This window comes from Corynebacterium sp. TAE3-ERU30 (genome assembly GCF_019209925.1).
GTDB lineage: Bacteria > Actinomycetota > Actinomycetes > Mycobacteriales > Mycobacteriaceae > Corynebacterium > Corynebacterium megadyptis.
This window is the reverse complement of sequence record NZ_JAHUTO010000002.1, coordinates 646,949-666,183: the sequence shown is the minus strand read 5'-3', so window position 1 is coordinate 666,183 and position 19,235 is coordinate 646,949. Positions and strand designations below refer to the sequence as shown.

16 protein-coding genes and 1 tRNA gene are annotated in these 19,235 nt (G+C 63.1%); 6 read left to right on the top strand and 11 right to left on the bottom strand.

Annotation, left to right across the window (positions count from 1 at the left end):
• The first annotated feature begins 2 nt into the window (after nt 1–2).
• Together cysS and rlmB are read left to right on the top strand one after the other, a co-directional pair.
• Entirely contained in the window at nt 3–1,379 is a 1,377-nt protein-coding gene (gene cysS, locus KR227_RS05950; protein ID WP_151529820.1) for a cysteine--tRNA ligase, read from the top strand.
• A 133-nt stretch (nt 1,380–1,512) separates the two neighbouring features.
• Nucleotides 1,513–2,457, top strand: a complete 945-nt coding sequence (gene rlmB, locus KR227_RS05945; RefSeq protein WP_218364298.1) for a 23S rRNA (guanosine(2251)-2'-O)-methyltransferase RlmB — start codon at nt 1,513–1,515, stop codon at nt 2,455–2,457.
• 95 nt (nt 2,458–2,552) lie between these two features.
• On the opposite strand, the gene KR227_RS05940 is transcribed toward rlmB, so the two are convergent.
• The 6 genes from KR227_RS05940 to KR227_RS05915 form a co-directional block, all read right to left on the bottom strand.
• Nucleotides 2,553–4,364 carry an ABC transporter ATP-binding protein gene (locus tag KR227_RS05940; RefSeq protein WP_218364296.1) on the bottom strand — a complete coding sequence of 604 codons (1,812 nt, stop codon included), beginning with the start codon at nt 4,362–4,364 and terminating at the stop codon, nt 2,553–2,555.
• Nucleotides 4,361–5,974, bottom strand: coding sequence for an ABC transporter ATP-binding protein (locus tag KR227_RS10850; protein ID WP_218364295.1), 1,614 nt, complete (start codon nt 5,972–5,974; stop codon nt 4,361–4,363). Before KR227_RS10850 ends, KR227_RS05940 begins: the two co-directional genes overlap by 4 nt.
• 78 nt (nt 5,975–6,052) lie before the next feature.
• The gene (locus tag KR227_RS05930) at nt 6,053–7,435 is read right to left on the bottom strand and encodes an MFS transporter (RefSeq protein ID WP_218364294.1); all 1,383 of its coding nucleotides are present in this window, start codon (nt 7,433–7,435) and stop codon (nt 6,053–6,055) included.
• 355 nt (nt 7,436–7,790) lie between these two features.
• Nucleotides 7,791–8,672 carry a metal ABC transporter permease gene (locus KR227_RS05925; RefSeq protein ID WP_218364293.1) on the bottom strand — a complete coding sequence of 294 codons (882 nt, stop codon included), beginning with the start codon at nt 8,670–8,672 and terminating at the stop codon, nt 7,791–7,793.
• Nucleotides 8,673–9,371, bottom strand: coding sequence for a metal ABC transporter ATP-binding protein (locus KR227_RS05920; RefSeq protein ID WP_218364292.1), 699 nt, complete (start codon nt 9,369–9,371; stop codon nt 8,673–8,675).
• A gap of 95 nt (nt 9,372–9,466) precedes the next feature.
• Nucleotides 9,467–10,591, bottom strand: coding sequence for a metal ABC transporter solute-binding protein, Zn/Mn family (locus tag KR227_RS05915; protein ID WP_218364291.1), 1,125 nt, complete (start codon nt 10,589–10,591; stop codon nt 9,467–9,469).
• Between the two features lie 77 nt (nt 10,592–10,668).
• Here KR227_RS05915 and KR227_RS05910 point away from each other — a divergent pair, with 77 nt between their 5' ends.
• On the top strand, nt 10,669–11,805 hold the full coding sequence (locus tag KR227_RS05910; RefSeq protein WP_218364290.1) for a LacI family DNA-binding transcriptional regulator: 1,137 nt from the start codon (nt 10,669–10,671) through the stop codon (nt 11,803–11,805).
• A gap of 24 nt (nt 11,806–11,829) precedes the next feature.
• On the opposite strand, the gene otsB is transcribed toward KR227_RS05910, so the two are convergent.
• From otsB to KR227_RS05885, 5 genes are all read right to left on the bottom strand, one after another.
• Complete coding sequence (gene otsB / locus KR227_RS05905; protein WP_255549109.1) at nt 11,830–12,591, bottom strand: trehalose-phosphatase; 762 nt, start codon at nt 12,589–12,591, stop codon at nt 11,830–11,832.
• 42 nt (nt 12,592–12,633) lie between these two features.
• Nucleotides 12,634–13,107, bottom strand: coding sequence for an META domain-containing protein (locus KR227_RS05900; protein ID WP_218364288.1), 474 nt, complete (start codon nt 13,105–13,107; stop codon nt 12,634–12,636).
• A complete protein-coding gene (locus tag KR227_RS05895) occupies nt 13,104–14,621 on the bottom strand; it encodes a trehalose-6-phosphate synthase (RefSeq protein WP_218364286.1) in 1,518 nt (505 codons plus the stop codon). Before KR227_RS05895 ends, KR227_RS05900 begins: the two co-directional genes overlap by 4 nt.
• Nucleotides 14,622–14,697: 76 nt before the next feature.
• Nucleotides 14,698–15,105, bottom strand: a complete 408-nt coding sequence (locus KR227_RS05890; protein WP_151529809.1) for a hypothetical protein — start codon at nt 15,103–15,105, stop codon at nt 14,698–14,700.
• Between the two features lie 83 nt (nt 15,106–15,188).
• Nucleotides 15,189–16,652: a threonine/serine exporter ThrE family protein gene (locus tag KR227_RS05885; protein ID WP_225979241.1), complete on the bottom strand. Its 1,464-nt coding sequence runs from the start codon at nt 16,650–16,652 to the stop codon at nt 15,189–15,191.
• Between the two features lie 298 nt (nt 16,653–16,950).
• Here KR227_RS05885 and KR227_RS05880 point away from each other — a divergent pair.
• The 3 genes from KR227_RS05880 to KR227_RS05870 all read left to right on the top strand — a co-directional run bounded on the left by KR227_RS05880 (nt 16,951) and on the right by KR227_RS05870 (nt 19,228).
• A tRNA-Thr gene (locus tag KR227_RS05880) sits at nt 16,951–17,023 on the top strand.
• A 207-nt stretch (nt 17,024–17,230) separates the two neighbouring features.
• Complete coding sequence (locus KR227_RS05875) at nt 17,231–18,013, top strand: formate/nitrite transporter family protein (protein WP_218364284.1); 783 nt, start codon at nt 17,231–17,233, stop codon at nt 18,011–18,013.
• 270 nt (nt 18,014–18,283) lie between these two features.
• Nucleotides 18,284–19,228, top strand: a complete 945-nt coding sequence (locus KR227_RS05870; protein WP_151529806.1) for a diaminopimelate dehydrogenase — start codon at nt 18,284–18,286, stop codon at nt 19,226–19,228.
• The last annotated feature ends 7 nt before the right edge of the window (nt 19,229–19,235 follow it).

Sequence of the window (19,235 nt, the reverse complement as noted above, 5' to 3'; positions counted from 1 at the left end):
GCGTGACTTTACGCATTTTTGATACCGCAACCCGTAGCCAACGTGATTTCATCCCCGTGCGGGAAGGGCACGCCAGCGTCTACCTCTGTGGCGCTACCGTGCAAACCATCCCGCATATTGGGCACGTGCGTTCCGGTGTGGCCTTCGATATTTTGCGTAACTGGCTGGAAGCCAAGGGCCTTGATGTGGCGTTTATCCGCAACGTCACCAATATCGACGATAAAATCCTGAGCAAAGCGGCCGAGGCCGGCCGGCCGTGGTGGGAGTGGGCCGCCACGCACGAGCGCGCCTTTACCTGGGCCTATGATCAATTGGGCGTGACCCCGCCCTCGCTCGAGCCGCGCGCCACCGGCCATATCACCGAGATGATCGACTATATCCAGCGCATCATCGACAATGGCCACGGCTATGCCGCCGAGGGCAATGTGTACTGCCAGCCCACCACGATCGAGAACTACGGCATGATCTCCGGCCAGAAGCTCGAGGAGCTGGACCAAGGCGAATCGGCGGGCACCGGCAAGCGCGATCCGCGCGACTTCACCCTCTGGAAAGCCGCTAAGCCCGGTGAGCCCTCCTGGCCCTCGCCCTGGGGTCGGGGGCGTCCCGGCTGGCATATCGAATGCTCCGCCATGGCCACCGCCTATCTTGGCGCGGAGTTCGATATCCACTGCGGCGGGCTGGATCTGCAATTCCCGCACCACGAGAACGAGACCGCCCAGGCGCACGCCGCCGGCGATGGCTTCGCCAACTTCTGGATGCACAACGGCTGGGTCACCATGTCCGGGGAGAAGATGTCGAAATCCCTCGGCAATGTGCTTTCCGTACCGAATATCCTCGAGCTGGTGCGGCCGGTGGAATTGCGCTACTACCTCGGTTCCGCCCACTATCGCTCCATGCTGGAGTACTCGGAGCAGTCGCTCACCGAGGCCGCCCAAGGCTATCGCCGCATCGAGGCATTCCTCGATCGCGTGGGCCCGGTGGAGTCCACCACCTGGACCGAGGCCTTCGAGCAGGCCATGGACGACGATCTGGGCGTGCCCGCGGCGCTGGCAGAGATCCACAATGCGGTGCGTCGCGGCAATCAAGCACTGGCCGATGGCCGCACCGAGGACGCGCGCGCCGTTGCCGGCCAGGTGCGCGCCATGGCGGCGGTGCTGGGTGTGGATCCGCAGTCGCCAGTGTGGGCCGCCCGCCGCGATAGCGGCGACTCCGAGGCCACCAAGGCCCTCGACGTCTTGGTCGGAGCCGAGCTGGAGCGCCGCGCCGAGGCCCGCGCCGCCAAGGATTGGGCCACCGCCGATGCGGTGCGTGATCGCCTCCAGGCCGCAGGCATCACCGTGGTAGACGGCAAAGATGGCGCGAGCTGGACTTTAAGCTAAGCTAACCGGATGCGCTGGCACCGGCGCCACCGTAGATGCGAGCCCAGTGACAGTTCATCGCAGACGCGGCGTTGCGTCCTGGAGAAGGCACCCGCGGTGTGCGCGAGACGATGTATGAGGAATAGAGACAATCATGGGACAGAAGAACCGGCACGGCGGCGTTCGTAAATCCAATAAGAAGGGCGCGCCCAAGGGCAGCGGCGGCTTGGGCCGTAGGGCTTTGCGCGGCAAGGGTCCGACCCCGAAGGCCGAGGACCGCGAGTACCACAAGGCCTATAAGGCCAAGCAGGAAAAGAAGCGCCGCGATCAGGGCCGCCACTTTAAAAAGACCACCGTGGATGAGCTGGTCGTCGGCCGCAACCCCGTGGTGGAGTGCCTGCACGCCAAGGTGCCCGCCCAGACTCTATACGTGGTGGCGGGAACCTCCTATGATGAGCGCCTCAACGAGGCCGTTACCTTGGCCAAGTCCAAGGACATCGCCATCGTGGAGGTGCCGCGCCCCGAGCTGGATCAGATGACCGGCAATGGCCTGCATCAGGGTATTGGCCTGCTCATCGAGCCCTATAGCTACAAAAACGTGGAGGATCTCATCGCCGAGATCGCCGCGCTCCCCGAACCGGGCATGGTGGTGTGTTTGGATAACATCACCGACCCGCGCAACCTGGGCGCGATCATCCGCTCGGTGGCAGCCTTCGGTGGCCACGGGGTCGTGATTCCCGAGCGTCGTTCCACCCACGTCACGGGCGTGACCTGGCGTAGCTCCGCGGGCACGGCGGCCCGCGTGCCTGTGTCGAAGGTGACGAACATGACCCGTACCGTCAAGACCTTCCAAGACAATGGCTACCAGGTTGTCGGCCTCGATGCCGGTGGCGATCACACCCTTGATACCTATGATGGCACCACTCCTGTGGTGATCGTGGTCGGCTCTGAGGGCAAGGGTATTTCCCGGCTGGTGCGGGAGAACTGTGACACCCTGATGTCCGTGCCCATGGCGGACTGGGTGGAATCACTCAACGCCTCCGTGGCAGCGGGCGTGGTGCTCAGCGAGTTCGCCCGCCAACGCCGCGTCGGCCACTAGCAACAGAACGCAGCACTACGCAGCAGCGCCTCCCGGGATGCTTTCGGGAGGCGCTGCTGCGTGTTGCGAAGAGGATATCCGCGCGGGCTGAGGGCCTAGCCCGCCCATTGGGTATAGAGGCTGGCGTAGTGCTCCCCATTGGCGATGAGCTCCTCGTGCGTGCCGTCTTCGATGATGCGGCCCTGCTCCATGACGAGGATACGATCAGCGCTGCGGGATTGATCGAGCCGGTGCGCGATCACCAAGGAGGTGCGACCCTCGACGGCGCGCTGGGCGGCGGCCTCGAGATCCTGGGCATAGTCCGAGCCTGCCTCCGAGGTGGCCTCATCCAAGATGAGAACGGGCGGATCCACCAAACTGATCCGGGCCAGCGCTATCTGCTGCATCACCTCGGGTGCGAGATCCTCGTGCCCAGCACCGACCTCGGTGTCGAGTCCCTGGGGCAGCCAGCGCTGCCAGAGCGGAGACCGCGGCTGCAGTCCCGCGGCCGCCAGCGCCGCCATGAGCTCTGCGTCTTTCGCGCCGGGCCGAGCAAGCTGCAAATCCTCCCGCAAGGTGCCCGAGAAGACGTGCATTTCCTGGTTGGCCATGCTGATATGTCGCGCCACCCAGTTGTGCGAGACCTCCGCAGTGTTGATGCGACCGGTGGGGGTGTCTACGTAGATGGCGCCGCCACTGGGCTCGAGCAGCCCGCTCAGCAATTGGGCGAGGGTGGATTTTCCGGCGCCGGAGGTGCCCACGAGCGCAGTGGTGCTGCCAGCCTCGAGGGTGAGGTTGAGGGGTTCAATCACATTCGATTGGCCGCCGTCATAGCTGAAGCTCAGATTCTCCACGGTGATCGCGGGAGGGGTGGTGAGATCCTCCTCGTTATCGTCCTTGTCCTGGCCGCTGAGCAGCGCCAAGGACACCGCGCGGCCCAAGGAGGTAGAGGCCGATTGGATCATGCTGGCGAAGTCGAGCACATTGAAAATATGAATTTCCATGCGGAACGCCAAGAGGATCGCGGCGGCCGCTTGGCCGGGAGTGATGATCTCCTGCACCGCCATCCACGCGCCCAGCGCAGTGGTGGAGAGCAAAAGAATCGAGAATCCGACATAGCCGCCGCTGAGAATGCGCGCATTGAGAGGAATGATGATGCGCTCGGCGTTGATGACCTGCCACGAGGTAGTAGTCATGCGGTGGCGGGCCCAGCGGGACAACCCATAGTTGTGGATGGTGTCGAAACCCCGGATCGAGTCGAGGAGCACGTTATTGCGCTGCGCTTCGGCGGCGGCGGCACGGTTGACTGCGGCGGGCAGCTCGCTGAGCGAGCGGCGCAAAAATAGCCCCACGGGCACGGCCACGAGCACCCAGCACAGCAGGAACGCGGGGTGGATCGCCACCGTGGCGATGAGCGTGAGCGGAAACATCACCAGGGTGATCACCAGTCGCGCCCCGACCATGGTGACGGTGCGGTAGAGGTTATCGATATCGCGCGTCAGGCGGGTGATCACATTGCCCGTGCCGAGCTCCAGAATGCGTGGCGCGGGGGCGCGGAGCACGGCCGAAAGACAGCGCTGGCGCAGCTCAACCGAGACCGTGCGGGTGAGAATGGACAACATATAGACCAGAAGCTCGGTGGTGAACATCCGGGCTAGGGTGAGCGCGCCGATAGCGATAAGTACCCAGGTGACCGCGGAGGGGCCGGAGCCAAAAATACTGAAGGAGCGCCCCGAGAACACGTCGATGGAGCGGCCCATGATGACCGAGCTGAGGTTTTGCGCCGCCACCGTCACAATCGCCACAGCCACCAGCAGTGCCCACCACCAGCGACGGGGATAGGCGCGCAGGCTACGCAGATAGCGCAGGCTCTCGCGGGGAGTAGCGGGGGCGAGGGCATCGGCCCCAAGATTCTCGCTCTGGCTCATGAGGCGTCCTCCTTGTCCTGCGTCGCAGCGCTCGCGGGTGTGTCCTCGGCGGCGAGGATGCGATCAGCGGCGTGGCGCCATGCCCGCGAGCTGCTGATCACCACGGTGAGCTGGGCGGCACGTTGCTGCTTCACGTTGTGTATCACTCGCGAGAGCGTCACCGCGTCCAGGCCGGTGGTGGGTTCATCGAAGATGAGCACCTCGGCGTCGCTGAGTACGGCGCGGGCCACACCAATGCGCTGGCGTTGCCCGCCCGAGAGATTCAACCCGGCCTCGCCGATGGCCCCGGTGGGCAGCTCGCCATGGGGCCCATAGCCGCCGAGGCGGCGCACGATGTCGTCACAGCAGGCGACATCGAGGGCGTGGCGTAGTTCCGCGTCGCTGTGGCTGTGCTCGGGGTCCAGGTTTTCCCGCAGGCTGGTGGCGAAAATGGTGCTCACATGCGGCACCCGCAGCCCTGCCCAGCCGGGATCGCTATCGGCCACCACTAGGCCGGTAGCGGAGGTAGCGGTGTAGCGCTGTGCGGCGCTCGTGGTATCGAAGCCCGCCACGAGCTGGTGAATACGACCGGCGGAGGTGCTGGCGCGGGCCACGGTTTCCACCGAGAGCCCCAGGGCCTTACCACTGATAAATAGTGCCGGTGGGGCACTGAGCATGATCGTCATGAACTCGCCGGGGGTGATATCGCCCGCGCTCACCAAGGTTCCGGCCAAAGCCACGCAGGCAACAATGAACACCACGGGGACGAACTGCCGGGCAAGGGAGGCATAAAACGCGATGCGAGCGTCGTGAAGCATGGCCCGCAGCGAGTGGGTGGCGGCCTCATCGAATCGCTTCTCGCAGGTGTCGACCGCGCCAAGCCCCTTGATCACGCGGGAGCCCTGGGCAAAATCGGTGCCCAAGGAGACAACGTGGGCCTCAGCGGTGCGGCGCGAGGACGCAACCTGAGTGATGAACCGGCCGGTGTACATCGAGGCGGCGAGAGTGGTGAGGCCGCCGAGGGGGATGAGCAGGGCTAGGCGGTAGTCGATGGGAATCGCCACGATCGTGGTGGCGAGGAGCATCATCACCATCTGCAGCGGGAAGGTGTTGAGGTACTTAGTAAGCGAGACGGTGTGGGAGTCTTCGTCGATGGTGTTCATCACCGTGCCCGGTGATGTGTGCAGATCATGGGCGCTTAAGAGCCGCTCAACCACGGCATTACGGATGCGGTGCACGAGACGGACACGCCCGAGCTCCACGAAGGCGGCGCTGTGAATCTCTGCGATCCAGCTGATGACGTAGAGAACCACGATGATCAGCAGGGGAATGAGCACCTCTGCAAAGGAGATGGCCTCGCCGAGGAGACGATCGGTGATGACACCGAGCAGGCGTGAGACCACCACGGACAGCGGGGTGATCAAAAGCCCCAAGGCCAGCGAGAGCGAGGCGACCTTGGGGAAGGAGAAGAAGGCGCGCCACGTGGCGCGAGTATTACCCGGCCACGAACCCTCCGCCGCAGAACGAACGAGGGCGATCTCTTCTTCCTCGGGCGGGTTCGTGGGCGCGAACCACAGCCACGTAGGAAGCGGGCGCGGCCTCGTGAGCTGAGAAAAAGATGTCCGAGCCATAATGCCCAAGCTACAACACGATAGTGAGATAGCGCACTAAAGGATGCCCTGTGCTCGGCAGGCGAGCACAGGGGGCTACTAGGACACGGTGGCGGACTCTGCCTGCGGGGCCGGCTGGAACCGGAAGTGGCTTTCAGACTGGCGGGACTCGTGGGTGGGAGTCAAAGGAATGCCGGCGCGCTCCCGCAGGATGAACGCGCAGAAGAAGCCAATGCACGAGGCGACGACCAGATAGACGCTCACGGCGAAGGTGGTGCCGGTGGCACCCACCAGCGCCGCCGCGATGGTCGGGGCGAAGGCGCCGCCCAAGATTGAGCCGAAGGCGTAGGTGATGGACACACCCGAGGCGCGGATAGAGGCGGGGAAGAGCTCGGCGTACATGGCGGACTGCTGGCCATAGGTCAGGCCGAGGCCAACGGTGAGCAGAATGAGCGCCATGTAGAGCTTGCTCACATCGCCGGTATTGGTGAGCGGGAAGAGGGCAGCAGCGCCTACGGCCTGCAGCACAAAGCCGATGAGATAGGTGCCGCGACGGCCGATATAGTCCGAGACCCAGCCCGCGAAGAGAGTGAAGATCATCCACGTGAACGCCGAGACGGTCACGGCATTGAGCACCACGGAGCGCTCAATGCCCACATTGTCGCTGGCGTAGTTCTGAATGTAGCCGCCGGCCGTCATGTAGCCCACGGCAGAGTTGCCGGCGAAGATGAGGGCGCCGGTGATGACCACGGGGAAGAAATTCTTGAAGAGCACACCGATGGGGTTGGTCACTTCGTCCTGCTTGCGCTCGGCGATCTCGGAGAACACCGGGGACTCGTCTACCCCGCGGCGCACGAAGTAGCCGATCGCCACCAGCACGATGGAGAAGAGGAAGGGGATGCGCCAGCCCCACTCCATGAAGGCATCGCCGGGCGCGATATAGGTCATCATCGACAGCGCGGCCGAGGACATCAGCAGACCCAAAGGCACACCGATCTGCGGGCCGGCGCCGTAGATGCCGCGCTTATTATTCGGGGCGTGCTCCACGGCCAGCAGCACTGCCGAGCCCCACTCGCCACCGGCAGAAATGCCTTGGATGATGCGCAGGGCAATGAGCAGGATCGGCCCCCAGATGCCGGCGGTCTCATAGGTGGGCAGCAGGCCAATGAGGGTGGTGGCCAAGCCCATGGCAAAGAGGGTGATCATGAGTACTAGGCGGCGGCCGACGCGGTCACCGTAGTGGCCAGCGAGGAAGGCGCCAAGCGGGCGGAAGAGGAAGGACAAGCCAACGGTGAGGAAGGCAATGACCGTGGCCAATCCCCCCTCGAGGGAACCGAACATGGTGGTCTTAAACACCAGTCCGGCAACCGCGGCATAGAGGAAGTAGTCATACCACTCGATGGCAGTGCCGATAGTGGTGGCCGCGAGGACGCGGCGTCGCTCGGCAAAGGAAATGCCCTGAGTGTGTGGTTCGTGTGCCATATGTATATCCGTGAGGTAGGAGGGATTTATGGAAATTGACGCAAGTATATTTTCAGCCGTCCTCCCAGGCAACTGCAGGACGTGTGACATGGGAGGTCGAATCGCGAGGTAGGTGAGGGTTAGCTAGCCCGCGTTGTCGCGCATGTTGTGCGCTGACTCACTAAACATTAGCAAACGTTATTGATTTGTAATATTTGTCCGCTGTGCAGCAGCAATACCGTCGTGGCGAGTGCGGTGTGCAGCGGGAGTGAGTGAGGGACAGGACGAGGGGAAGTAGATAGCGAAAAGTGCACGCCGAGCGTGGGTGGCGCTGCGGGCGTGCACTCGCCACAAGGATGATGCCTATAGGGCAGCGTTAGCGGGGATTGCAGTGTGATTCCTGCAGGTGCTGCGTGTGCTCCGCCGAGGTGATGCGGCGGCCCCGAACCGCGCCGATGCCGCGGCATACGAGATAGATGAGGAAGGACAGGGTCGTGACAAAGACCGAGACGGGAAGGCCCGGGGCGAGCGAGAGAATAATGCCGCCCACCGCAGATATTTCCGCAAACAGGGTGGAATAGATCACGGCGCGCACGGGGTGGGAGGTGATCTGCACGGCTGCCGCGCCGGGAGTGATGAGCAGGCTCATCACCAGCAGGGCACCCACGATCTGCACTGACTGGGCGGCGGTGAGGCCAACCAGAACCGCGAAGCCCACAGCCACCCAGCGGGTGGGGATGCCGCTCGCGGCGGCCAGCTGCGGATCGGCGCTGGCAAAGAGTAGGGGCCGCCAGAAAATCACCACGGCCCCCACCACGACCACGACCACGGCGGCCAGAAGCCACAGCGAAGCGGAGGAAACGCCCACGATTTGGCCCGTGAGAAGGGAAAAGGCGGTGGAGGTTTTACCGGGGTAGAGGTGAATGAACAGCACGGACAGGCCCATGCCGAAGCTCATCACCACGCCCACGGCGCTGTCTTGGCGTTTCATGCCCAACAGCGCCAGGACGACCGCGGCGATCACGGAGCCCACCACGGCTCCCATGCCGATATTGATTCCGGCCAATAGTGCGGCGGAGGCGCCCATCAGGGCGAGCTCCGAGGTGCCATGCACAGAAAAGGACATCTGTCGCAGCACAATCAGAGGTGTCATCACGCCGGAGACGATGCCGAGCAGGGCGGCGGCGATGAGCGCATCCTGCACGAAGCCGACGCTCAGCAGGTAGGCGGTGTCTTCCATGAGAGTAGAGATAGTCATTTACACCACCACCAAACGGCCATCGACCTCGGCGACCGTGACCTTGGTTCCGTAGAGCTCACTAAGGATGTCGGAGCGCATCACCTCAGAGACGGTGCCTAAGGTGTGGCCCCTGGGGCCGATGTAGAGCACGCGGTCGGTGACCGAGAGAATCGGGTTAATCGAGTGCGTCACAAACACCACCGCCATGCCGGCGCGGCGGCGCTCATCGAGGCGCCGCACTGTCGCGCTCGAGGCGCGGAAGTCGAGGGAGAGCAAGGGCTCGTCACAGAGCAGCAGCTCGGGGTTGCCGCCAAAAGCCTGGGCCTGGCGAATCAGCTGCTGCTGTCCACCGGAGAGTCGGCCCACGCGCTTCGAGCCGAAGCTGCTTGCCCCCACCATGTCGAGGAGCTCATCAACTTGGCCGGACCGGGGGCGGCGATGCCGCAGCACCCCGTGCGCCAAGGACAGCGATACGAGGTCGCGGGCGCGCAGTGGCAGCTCGGGGTCGAACATCCGCTGCTGGGGAATGTAGCCGATCTTGTTGGTTGCGGAGATCGAGCCGGAGGAGAGGGCGCGGTTGCCCATGATGGCGTGGAGCAGCGTGGACTTTCCCACACCATTGGGGCCCAATACGGCCAGAAACTCCCCTGGCGCGAGATCAAAAGAAAGATCGTGCCATAGGGGAGTAACCGCCGCGCTCGTCAGCGAAAGAATCATTGCTGCAATTCTAGCCTTCGTTTCCGCCGGCCCTAGGGCGATGATCGTCCCAGAGCCGGCGGGTTGGCGTTGAGGTAGGTGAAAGAGGGGCTGGCCTACTTCTTAATCTGCTCGGCCTTTTCCTTCAGCTCCTTGACGATGTTGTCGAGGAAGTCGAAGAAGTTCTCGCCCTGTGCGGGGGTCTCGGTGATTTCCACGATCGGAATATCCTGCTCCTCCGCGGCGTCGCGCAGGCGCTCGGTGTACTCGGTGGAGGTCTCCGGGGTATCCACCATCAGCTCCACCTCACCGCCGTTGACGGTCTCCAGCGCCTCGGCGAGGGCTGCTGCCGAGGGCTCCGAGTGGTTCAAGGTGGCCTTGCGGTAATCCTTGGGGGTCACATCGTGGAATTCGGTGTGCAGGAAGAGCTGGTCTGCGATCGGGTGAGTCTGCAGGAAGTGAATGTGCGGCAGCTCGTGCAGCTGATCGTGCAGGCTGTCCATGCGCTCATCGACGCGCTGTGCATCTGCATCAACCTCAGGGTGGTCCTTCTCTAGGCGCTGGTCCAGGTCATTTGCCACGGACATCACGAGCTTCGGGTTGAACCAGGAGTGCTCGTTCTCAGCGGCGCCCTCAACGAGGGAGTGACCATGGTCGTGGGCATGGTCATGGTCGTGGCCGTCTTCGCCCTCGTGGGCATGGTCATGATCGTGGTCGTGGCCGTCTTCGCCCTCATGGCCGTGGCCGTGATCGTGGTCGTGGCCGTCTTCGCCCTCATGAGCATGGTCATGATCGTGACCATCTTCGCCCTCGTGTCCATGATCGTGCCCATGATCGTGACCGTGGTCGTGGTCATGGTGGTGCTCGGTAAGCGGCAGGGCGTGAATGATCTTGTCGTTGTTGTCGAGGGCGTTGTAGAGCCAGGCGTCGTAGCCGCCGCCACCGACGATGACATAGTCGGCTTCTTCAACCTTGGCCATATCAGAGGCGGTGGGCTCGAAGGAGTGGGGATCGATGCCATCGCCCTCGATGATCGGGGTGATGGTGACGTCGTCGCTGTCCACTACCTCGTCGGCCACATCGGACCAGATGGAGGTAGAGGTGACGATGGTGATGGCGTCAGCGTTAGTGCTGGAATCCGAGGCCGAGCTAGAGTCGGCCGAATCGGAGGCTGAGGAACATCCGGCTAGTGCAAGGGCACTGGCACTGGCGATACCAATGAGGGCTTTTAGGTGCTTCATAGCCAATAGTGAACGTGTAATGAAAAGCATTGTCAAATGGGAATCGGTGAAAATGGGCGGCGTGCTAGATTTTTGCTATGGCCACCAACTCTCGCAGGCGTAATAACGGGCGCAGTACCACCGGCAGTAGAGGGACTCTTGCCTCCATAGCTGCGGAACTCGGTGTCAGCCGGACCACGGTGTCGAATGCCTATAATCACCCCGAACAGCTCTCTGAGGCGCTGCGCGAAAAGATACTGGCCACCGCTCGTCGCGTGGGATATACCGGCCCCGACCCCACCGCCCGCTCGCTGCGGATGAAGAAGACAGGCAACGTGGGCGTGCTCCTCACCGAGCACCTGCCCTATGCCTTCGAAGATTCCGCCTCGGTGGATTTTCTCGCCGGGCTCGCGGAATCCACCGTCGGTCGCGATGTGGCTCTCACCCTCGTGCCCTGCGGCCCAGAAACCAGCGAGGATAAGGACCTCGCCGCGGGAGTGGTGAACTCCAGCTCTGTCGATGGATTTGTGGTCTACTCCGTCTCCGCTGCCGATCCTTATCTGCATGCGGCGCGGCAGCGCGGACTGCCGCTGGTGGTCTGCGATCAACCCGACCGCTATGAGGACCTGCCCTATGTGGGCATTAATGACTACGACGCGATCGCCCCGGCCGCCCAGGCACTGATCGACGCCGGCCATAAGAAGATCGGCATCCTCTGTATCCGCTTGGCCAATGTGCGTCATGACGGCATGGTCGATGAGCAGCGCCTGCGCAGCGCCACCATGAATGTGCAGCAAGACCGAGTGCGCGGCGCGCTCGATGTGCTGGCGGCCGCCGGTATCGATCCGGCGACGGTGCCGATTGTGGAGCGCCATATCAACGATCACGAGAACAATGTCGACGCCGCCCGCGAGCTCCTGAGCTCTCATCCCGAACTCACCGCCGTGCTGTGCACCACCGACTCTATGGCTATCGGGGTGCTCGAGTATGCCCGCTCCCAGGGGCTCTCGGTGCCGCAGGATCTTTCGGTCACCGGCTTCGATGGCACCGCCGTGGCGCTGCTGCGCAACCTCACCACGGTGATCCAGCCCAATAAACTCAAAGGCAAGACCACCGGCGAGCTGCTCAGTGCAGTCATCGACGCCGCCGAGGGCGGCGCGGAACCGGAATCCACCCGAGTGCAATTGGAGACCACCTTCAACGAGGGCTCCACCGTCGCCCCGCCACGGTCCTAGGCCCCGCCGCCGGCTAGTGGAGCACTATTTATAGTCGCGGCGTGCCTCGTAGAGGGCGGTGAACATATCGGCAACGGCCTCGAGATCGTCCTCGAGGTGCATATGTGCCGCGCTCTCACCCGCTCCCACTTTGACGCCAAAGTCGAAGTCGCCCAGGGCACGGAAGCCATCCTCGTCGGTGACATCATCGCCGGCGAATACCACGCAATCGCAGTTCAGCTGCTCGCGCACCGCATCGATCCACGTGCCTTTGTTGATGTCCAGCATCGCCAGCTCGATGATGTTCTTGCCGCCCTTGACAATCACATCTTCACCGGAGAGCACCTCGCGGGCGCGGGCCAAGGCAGTCTCGCGCTCCTCGGGGTTGTCCATGCGGCGCACATGGAAGACGCGGTGAAAGGGTTTGCGCTCAACATACGCGCCGGGATAGTCCTCGGCCACGGCCTCGAGCGCCGTGGTGCAGCGCTGCAGAACAGTGACCTGCTCGTCGCTGAGTGTCACCGGCGAGGAGGAGGATTCAGCGCCATGCGAGCCCACCAGCATGATGGGGGCGTTGAGCTCCACGAGGGAGGTGAGATTGTCCAGGTCGCGGCCGGACAAGATAGCCACGAAGGTATTGGGCAAAAGGGCGAGCTCCTCGAGGGCGTGCATGGTGCGCGTGTTGATGGGCACCTGCGTGGGATCGTCGGCGAAACCGGCGATCGTGCCGTCGAAGTCGGAGACCACGAGGAGCTTGATGCTCTTGGCGGCGTCGATAATGCGGTCGGTCATGCTGCTCATAGCCATAGGGCCCTAGTGTACTGATGGCGCTGTGCGCATGAGACCCACTTAGAGCGCAGAGGTAAGCCGCAGGGCGGGGGCGTCGATCTCTTCCGCAGAAGAACGCAGCAGCAGGCTGGACTCCTTGTACTCGATGTCGAGCTCACTATTAAGCAGGGAGACGATGTGCTCATGGAAGTACTGGGCGGCACCCTCGCAGGTGGGCTCGTCGATGCGCAGATGCTCGAAGCGCAGGTGGGTGGCGTCGGCAGAGGTCGAGCCCTCCCCATCGTGGGAGTAGTGCACCTCGGCCTGGAAGGGGGCGCAGCCGGTATCGCCGGCGACGGTGTGTTCGCCCAGCGCCATAACGGCTTGGCCGGCGATGGAATCGGGCAGCTGGGAGGGCGAATCCGGTTGGGTGTACACATCGGTGATATACCACGCAGGCCCCGTGATTGGGCTCTCCTGGGGTTCCTCGCTGCCGCAGCCGCTGAGCAGGGCCAGCGACAGGACTGCAGTTATCGCCGCATAGGGCCGCATCACTTCTCACCCCCAGCCGGAGTGGCGAGAGCAGAGAGGAAGGACTCGGCCCAGTAGTGCACGTCATGCTCCATGACGGTGTGGTTCATTGCCTGCATGCGCTCCTTGCTCTGTGTGGAATCGTCTCGCAGATCGCGGACTGCGGAGAGCAGGGCGCGTTTGATCGATTCGATATCGTGCGGATTGCACAGATAGGCGTCGTGCAATTCCGCGGCGGCACCCGCAAATTCGGAGAGCACCAGCGCGCCATCGCCTTCGGGATGGGCGCAGACATACTCTTTGGCCACCAGGTTCATGCCGTCTTTGAGCGGGGTCACCAGCATGATATCGGCAGCGGCGTAGAGATTGACCAGCTCCGTTTTGTCCACGGCGTGATGCAGATAGTGCACCACGGGGCGGCCGATCTCGCCGAAGCGGCCATTAATCCGGCCCACCGTGTGTTCCACGCGGGCGCGGGTGGTGCGATAGTGCTCGATGCGCTCGCGGCTAGGGGTGGCCACCTGGACCACGACGGTACTGGCCGGGTCGAGCGCCTCGGTATCGAATAGTTCCTCGCAGGCGTCGAGGCGGGCCTCGATGCCCTTGGTGTAGTCCAGGCGATCGACGCCCAGGATTAGTACCTCGGGGTCGCCGAGCCGGGAGCGCAGGGCGGGCACATCCGCCGACTGGAGAGCGGCGGTGATCTCAGAGGTATCGAGCGAGATCGGGAAGGAGCCGATGCGCACGCTACGGCCGGTCGCGGTGGTCACCGTGGCCCGGTAGCAGTGGTGTTCTCGGGCGGAGACATCCGTGTCCAGATCGCACTCTCCGTCGGCGCAGTACTCGCTGATAGCGAGCTCATCGGGCTGGCCGGTATGGGAGCCGGCGAGCCCGCCGACGCTACGGGCCAGGTGGACGAAGTTCGCGGCGTCGCGGTCTAAGTGGAAGCCGATCACATCGGCGCCGAGCATGCCGCGCACGATCTCCTCGCGCCACGGCAGCTGCCGAAACAGGTCGGGGGAGGGGAAGGGAATGTGTAAGAAGAGCCCGATGGTGAGATCGGGGCGCAGATGCCGCAGGATGCCGGGGACCAGCTGCAGCTGATAGTCCTGCACCCAGATGGTGGCGCCCTCTTCGGCGATGGCGGCGGTGGCTTCGGCGAAGCGCAGGTTCACTTCGCGGTAGGTCTCCCACCAGTGGCGATGGTATTCGGGGGTGACGATGAGGTCGTGGTAGAGCGGCCAGAGAGTGGCATTGGAAAAGCCCTCGTAGAACTCCTCGAAGTCGCGCTGGCGCAGCGTGACGGGGTGGAGATCATAGCCCTTCTCGGAGTGCAGCGGCTCGGGCGAAACATCTGGGATGCCGGGCCAGCCCACCCACGCGCCCTCATGGGCAGCGAGCACGGGGGTCAGCGCAGAGACCAGCCCGCCGGGGCTGGGAACCCAGCGTTGATTGCCTTTCGAGTCGCGCTCGAGATCTACGGGGAGTCGGTTGGCAACGACGATAAAGGAATAGCGTTCACTGCTAGCGCTGGACACGGGCAGGCCTTACTTCTCAAGCGGAGGTGGTTCGCGGCATCGTTCCTTCCGCTTAGCGACGACGCCACGCTAGGGTCTAGGTGGCCTTTTTAGTGGCCTTGGAGCTGGCTTTCTTCGTAGCCTTTTTGCGCGTGGTCTTCTTAGAGGACTTCTTGGTGGCCTTTTTGCTGGCCTTCTTCGACGCTTTCTTCGTAGCCTTTTTGCGCGTGGTCTTTTTAGAGGACTTCTTGGAGGCTTTTTTGCTGGCCTTCTTCGTCGCCTTCTTGGTTGCTTTCTTCTCTTCCGGCTCCTCGAACTCGGCGGCCACCTTGGAGTAGATCAGCCCCTCTGGTTCGATTCCGAGCATGCACGAGAGAGTGACAGCGTCGAGGAAGTCTTCGGAGTAGCTGGACACGATCTTCCGTGCGGCTTCGGCTGTCTCCTTTTCAACCGCGTGCAGCGACTCGGCGGCAGTGGAACGGGTGTCAGTCACCTTGGGTGGCAAGGATCCTCCTGTGAGAAATAAGAGAAAGCGTAAACAGACGTCAAGGAAGCAATTATACGCCATGGGTGGCGCGGACGTGCAGCCTAGACGGGGTCAATACCGGAGTGGGGCTGCGTTGTCGTCGTCGCGGTGCTGTAGCGGCGGGGGTGGCGAATAGCGCGATAGGCGCGCATGATCGGCGGGCGGCGCAGCTTGCGGGCAATCCATTCACCAAACACCACGCCCGCAGCGAGCCCACCGGCGGTGGCGACTGCCAGAGCGATATAGGTGAAGCCGTTGATCAGCTGCTCATTCAGCATGGAGTACATGCCGCGATAGACCGCCAGACCCGGCAAGAAGGGGGTCACGCCGGAGATGGCGATGATCAGCGGCGGGATCAAGAATCGGCGGGCCAGCAGGCCGCCGGCCAGGCCGATCATGGTGGCGGACATGGCCGTGGAGGTCAGCGCCCCCACTCCGAGCGGCTGCAGCACCAGCAGGTGTAGGGAGAAGCCGGCTGCGCCGGTGAGCCAGGCCACCGCCACGGTCGACCACTCCGCATAGGAGCCCACCGCGAAGGTGGCCGCGGCGAGTGAACCCGCCGCCACCTTCACCACCGAGGAGGAGAACTGCAGCGGCGGAGAGGTCTGAATCGGCGGCAGCTCGACGCCCATCGTGGAGGCCACCTCGATGCCGAGGGCGACGCCACCGATGATGCCGCCGGTGATGAGCATCGTTTCAAAGAAGCGGGCCGAGGCCGTCACGGGCGCGCCGGTGATGCCGTCTTGGAGTGCCTGCACCAGGGTCAGACCGGCCAGCAACACGATGATGCCGGTCGCGATGACCTGGCTGGGGTTGAAGGACCAGCCCAATTCGGTAGCTAGGCGATAGCCAAAGGCGGCGGGCAGGGTGGCGACGAAGCCGCCGAAGACGTTCTGGAAGAAAGAGGGCATGCCCTGCCGGTCGAGCAGGATATTAATCACCATGATGGCCAGGGTGGTGGCGAAGGAGAGCGAGGCCACTAGCGCATTACCGCCGAGCAGCACCGAGACGGCGGCCGCCATCGAGGCCCAGCCCAGCACCGAAATCTTGGCGCCATAGGGTGGCGGGGCGGCGATGATCTCGGTGAGGATCTTGTCTGCCACTTCCGGCGGGGTGGCGCCGGCCTGGATAGAGCGGATGAGACGGTCGACGTCGCTCAGCTTGGAAAAGTTCACGTCGATGCGCCCGGCCACGCGGAAGGCGCTCACCGGCCGGCGACGCTTGCCGCCCACGTGGGAGAACACGGTGATGGTGTTCATCGTGATGTCCACGTGGCAGTAGTGCAGACCATAGGACGAGCACACGGTGTGGATCTGCGATTTCACATCGTTATTGGCGGTTCCGGAAGAGAGCAGAATATCGCCGATGCGGATGGCGACGTCCATCACGAAGGCCACTTGGTCGGCATCGGTGAGGTCAATAGGTGCGAGCGGGGAGGGCGGCGCGGCAGCCTGCGAGGCGTCGATGGTGGCCACGCGGCCCGAGGGGAACACCCACTCTTTAAAACGAGAGTAAACGCTAGTCACGGAGGTGGAACTTCCCATTCTGGTGGCGAATGATAGGGGAGAGCGCGCACAGCCGTCCGCCGGCGAGGCAGAATCCGGAAATTCAGGCGTTGTACTGCGCAGATTGGCAGTCTAACGCGCCTGGGCATCTGGCGCATATAGACTGCGCACACCCTACTTTTGTAGCGCTTCTGAAACATGCCTGTCCGTGCTAGCGTGACGACGCCACCTCGCGGTGGTTCTGGCTTGGAAATCCCGGCCGCCGGACTGTAATATCGTGCCTCGTACCTCGCCGCCTCTACGGGCGGTGCATGTATGTGCTGGAGTGGCGCAATCGGTAGCGCAACGGTCTTGTAAACCGTAGGTTGCGAGTTCAAGTCTCGTCTCCAGCTCAACCTGAAGGCCAGATGTGAGCGTAGCCGTTCGCATCTGGCCTTTGTTGTGTGCGCGGAGGGGGTTCCTGAGTACCTGCTGGTTTTCCTGAGAGTAGCCTAGGAAAATAGAATGTCTAAGGCTGCGAACGTGCCGTGCATGGCCACGGCCGTGGTCAGTGTAGTTTTATCGTCTATTGTCCACGACTATGAAGGGGTTGTTCCCGCATGTCCACTGCCGTTGCACCAGCACCTACTGCCACGCCCGTCGAGGTCGTGGATGCCACGCTCGCCTCGGGCAAAGCCAAGGCAGCCAAGCCGCTGGTATCGCTAATCATTCTGGGTTTCTTTGCCGGCGCCGCCATTAGCCTCGGGGCGGTGGGCAATGTCATTCTCGCCGCCCCGCAGTCGGAGACCGATAGCGTCGGCCTGCTGCGCTTCTTGGGTTCGGCGGTATTCCCCGTCGGCCTGATGGCGATCGTGCTCCTCGGGATGGAGCTTTTTACCTCGAACACCATGATGGCGGCCGGACCGTTGCGCGGCCGTTTCTCGTGGGGCGCCATGCTCCGCAACTGGGGCATCGTCTACCTCTTCAACTTCGTCGGCGCCTTCGCTATCGCTGCGGCCGCTATTAAATCTGGGCTTTTCGACGCTCAGATGACCGACTTCCTGCTCACGCTCACCGATAAGAAGGCTCACGCTGGCGCGGGCAGCATCGTGGTCAAGGGCATCCTCTGCAACGTTCTCGTCTGCGCCGCCGTGCTCATGGCCACGGCCGCACGCCACACCGTGGGCAAGCTCTTCGGCATCTGGTTCCCGATCATGCTCTTCGTGCTCCTCGGCTTCGAGCACTGCGTGGCCAATATGTTCTACATGCCGGCCGGTCTGCTCGCCGGGGCGGAGTATGGCCTCGGCGGGATGGTGTACAACATCCTGTGGGCCAGCGTCGGTAACCTCATCGGTGGCGCCGGCCTGTTCATCGGGCTGATGCTCAGCCACTCCCGCTCCTAAATCTGGCGCGGCACCCTACGCCCGAGGCCCCTTATTCCTTCATTTCTGAGGGAGGGGCCTCGTTCTCGTTTTCGGGGTGTGTGGGGCGGCAGGGTGGCGTCGATAAGCGGAAAAATGTGAAATAGCTCACCACTCTAGGCCCCTTTTCTATAGGTGAACAGGGAAATTCTTGCAGCTAGAGGATAGTGGCACGGAGAAAAAGTGGGCAGAGCGCCGGAATCCATGTAGCGTGTGCTTATCTCAAGAAGTCAAACTATTGAAGGAGAGACAATGAGCACTGTACGCGCCGGCATCGTCGGCTACGGAAACCTTGGTAAGAGCGTGGAGAAGATCATCAACGATCAGCCCGACATGGAGCTGGCCGGAATCTTCACCCGCCGCGATAGCCTCGATACCGACACCCCGGTCTTCCCCGTGGACAAGGTGGAGGACTACAAGGATCAGATCGATGTGCTGTTCCTGTGCGTCGGTTCCGCTACCGATATCCCCGAGCAGGCCGTGAAGTTCGCTGAGCACTTCACCACGGTGGACACCTATGACAACCACCACGACATCCCGCGCCACTACCGCGATATGGATGCTGCTGCGAAGCAGGGCGAGAACGTCGCCGTCGTTTCTACCGGCTGGGATCCGGGTATGTTCTCCCTCAACCGTGTGATGGCTGGCTCCTTCATCAATGGCCAGCAGTCCACCTTCTGGGGTCCGGGCCTGTCCCAGGGCCACTCCGATGCGCTGCGTCGTATCGAGGGCGTGAAGAAGGCTGTGCAGTACACCCTGCCGGACGCCGAGGTGCTGGAGAAGGCCCGCAATGGCGAGCAGGTTGAGGCCGTGCACAAGCGTCAGTGCTGGGTCGTTGCAGACGAGTCCGAGCACGCACGTATCGAGGAAGAGATCCGCACCATGCCGGATTACTTCGTCGGCTACGAGGTAGAGGTGAACTTCATTGATGAGGCCACCTTCGATGCCGAGCACACCGGCATGCCGCACGGCGGTTATGTGATCAGCCACGGTCACGCCGGTTTCTCCGAGCACCTTGTGGAATACAAGCTGCAGCTGGAGCGTAACCCCGACTTCACCGGTGGTGTGATGGTGGCCTATGGCCGCGCTGCACACCGCTTGGCTGAGCAGGGCAAGACCGGCGCGTTCACCGTGCTTGAGGTCGCCCCCTACCTGCTCTCCGCCACCCCGCTGGAGGAGCTTATCGCTCAGGTCTAAACCGCGA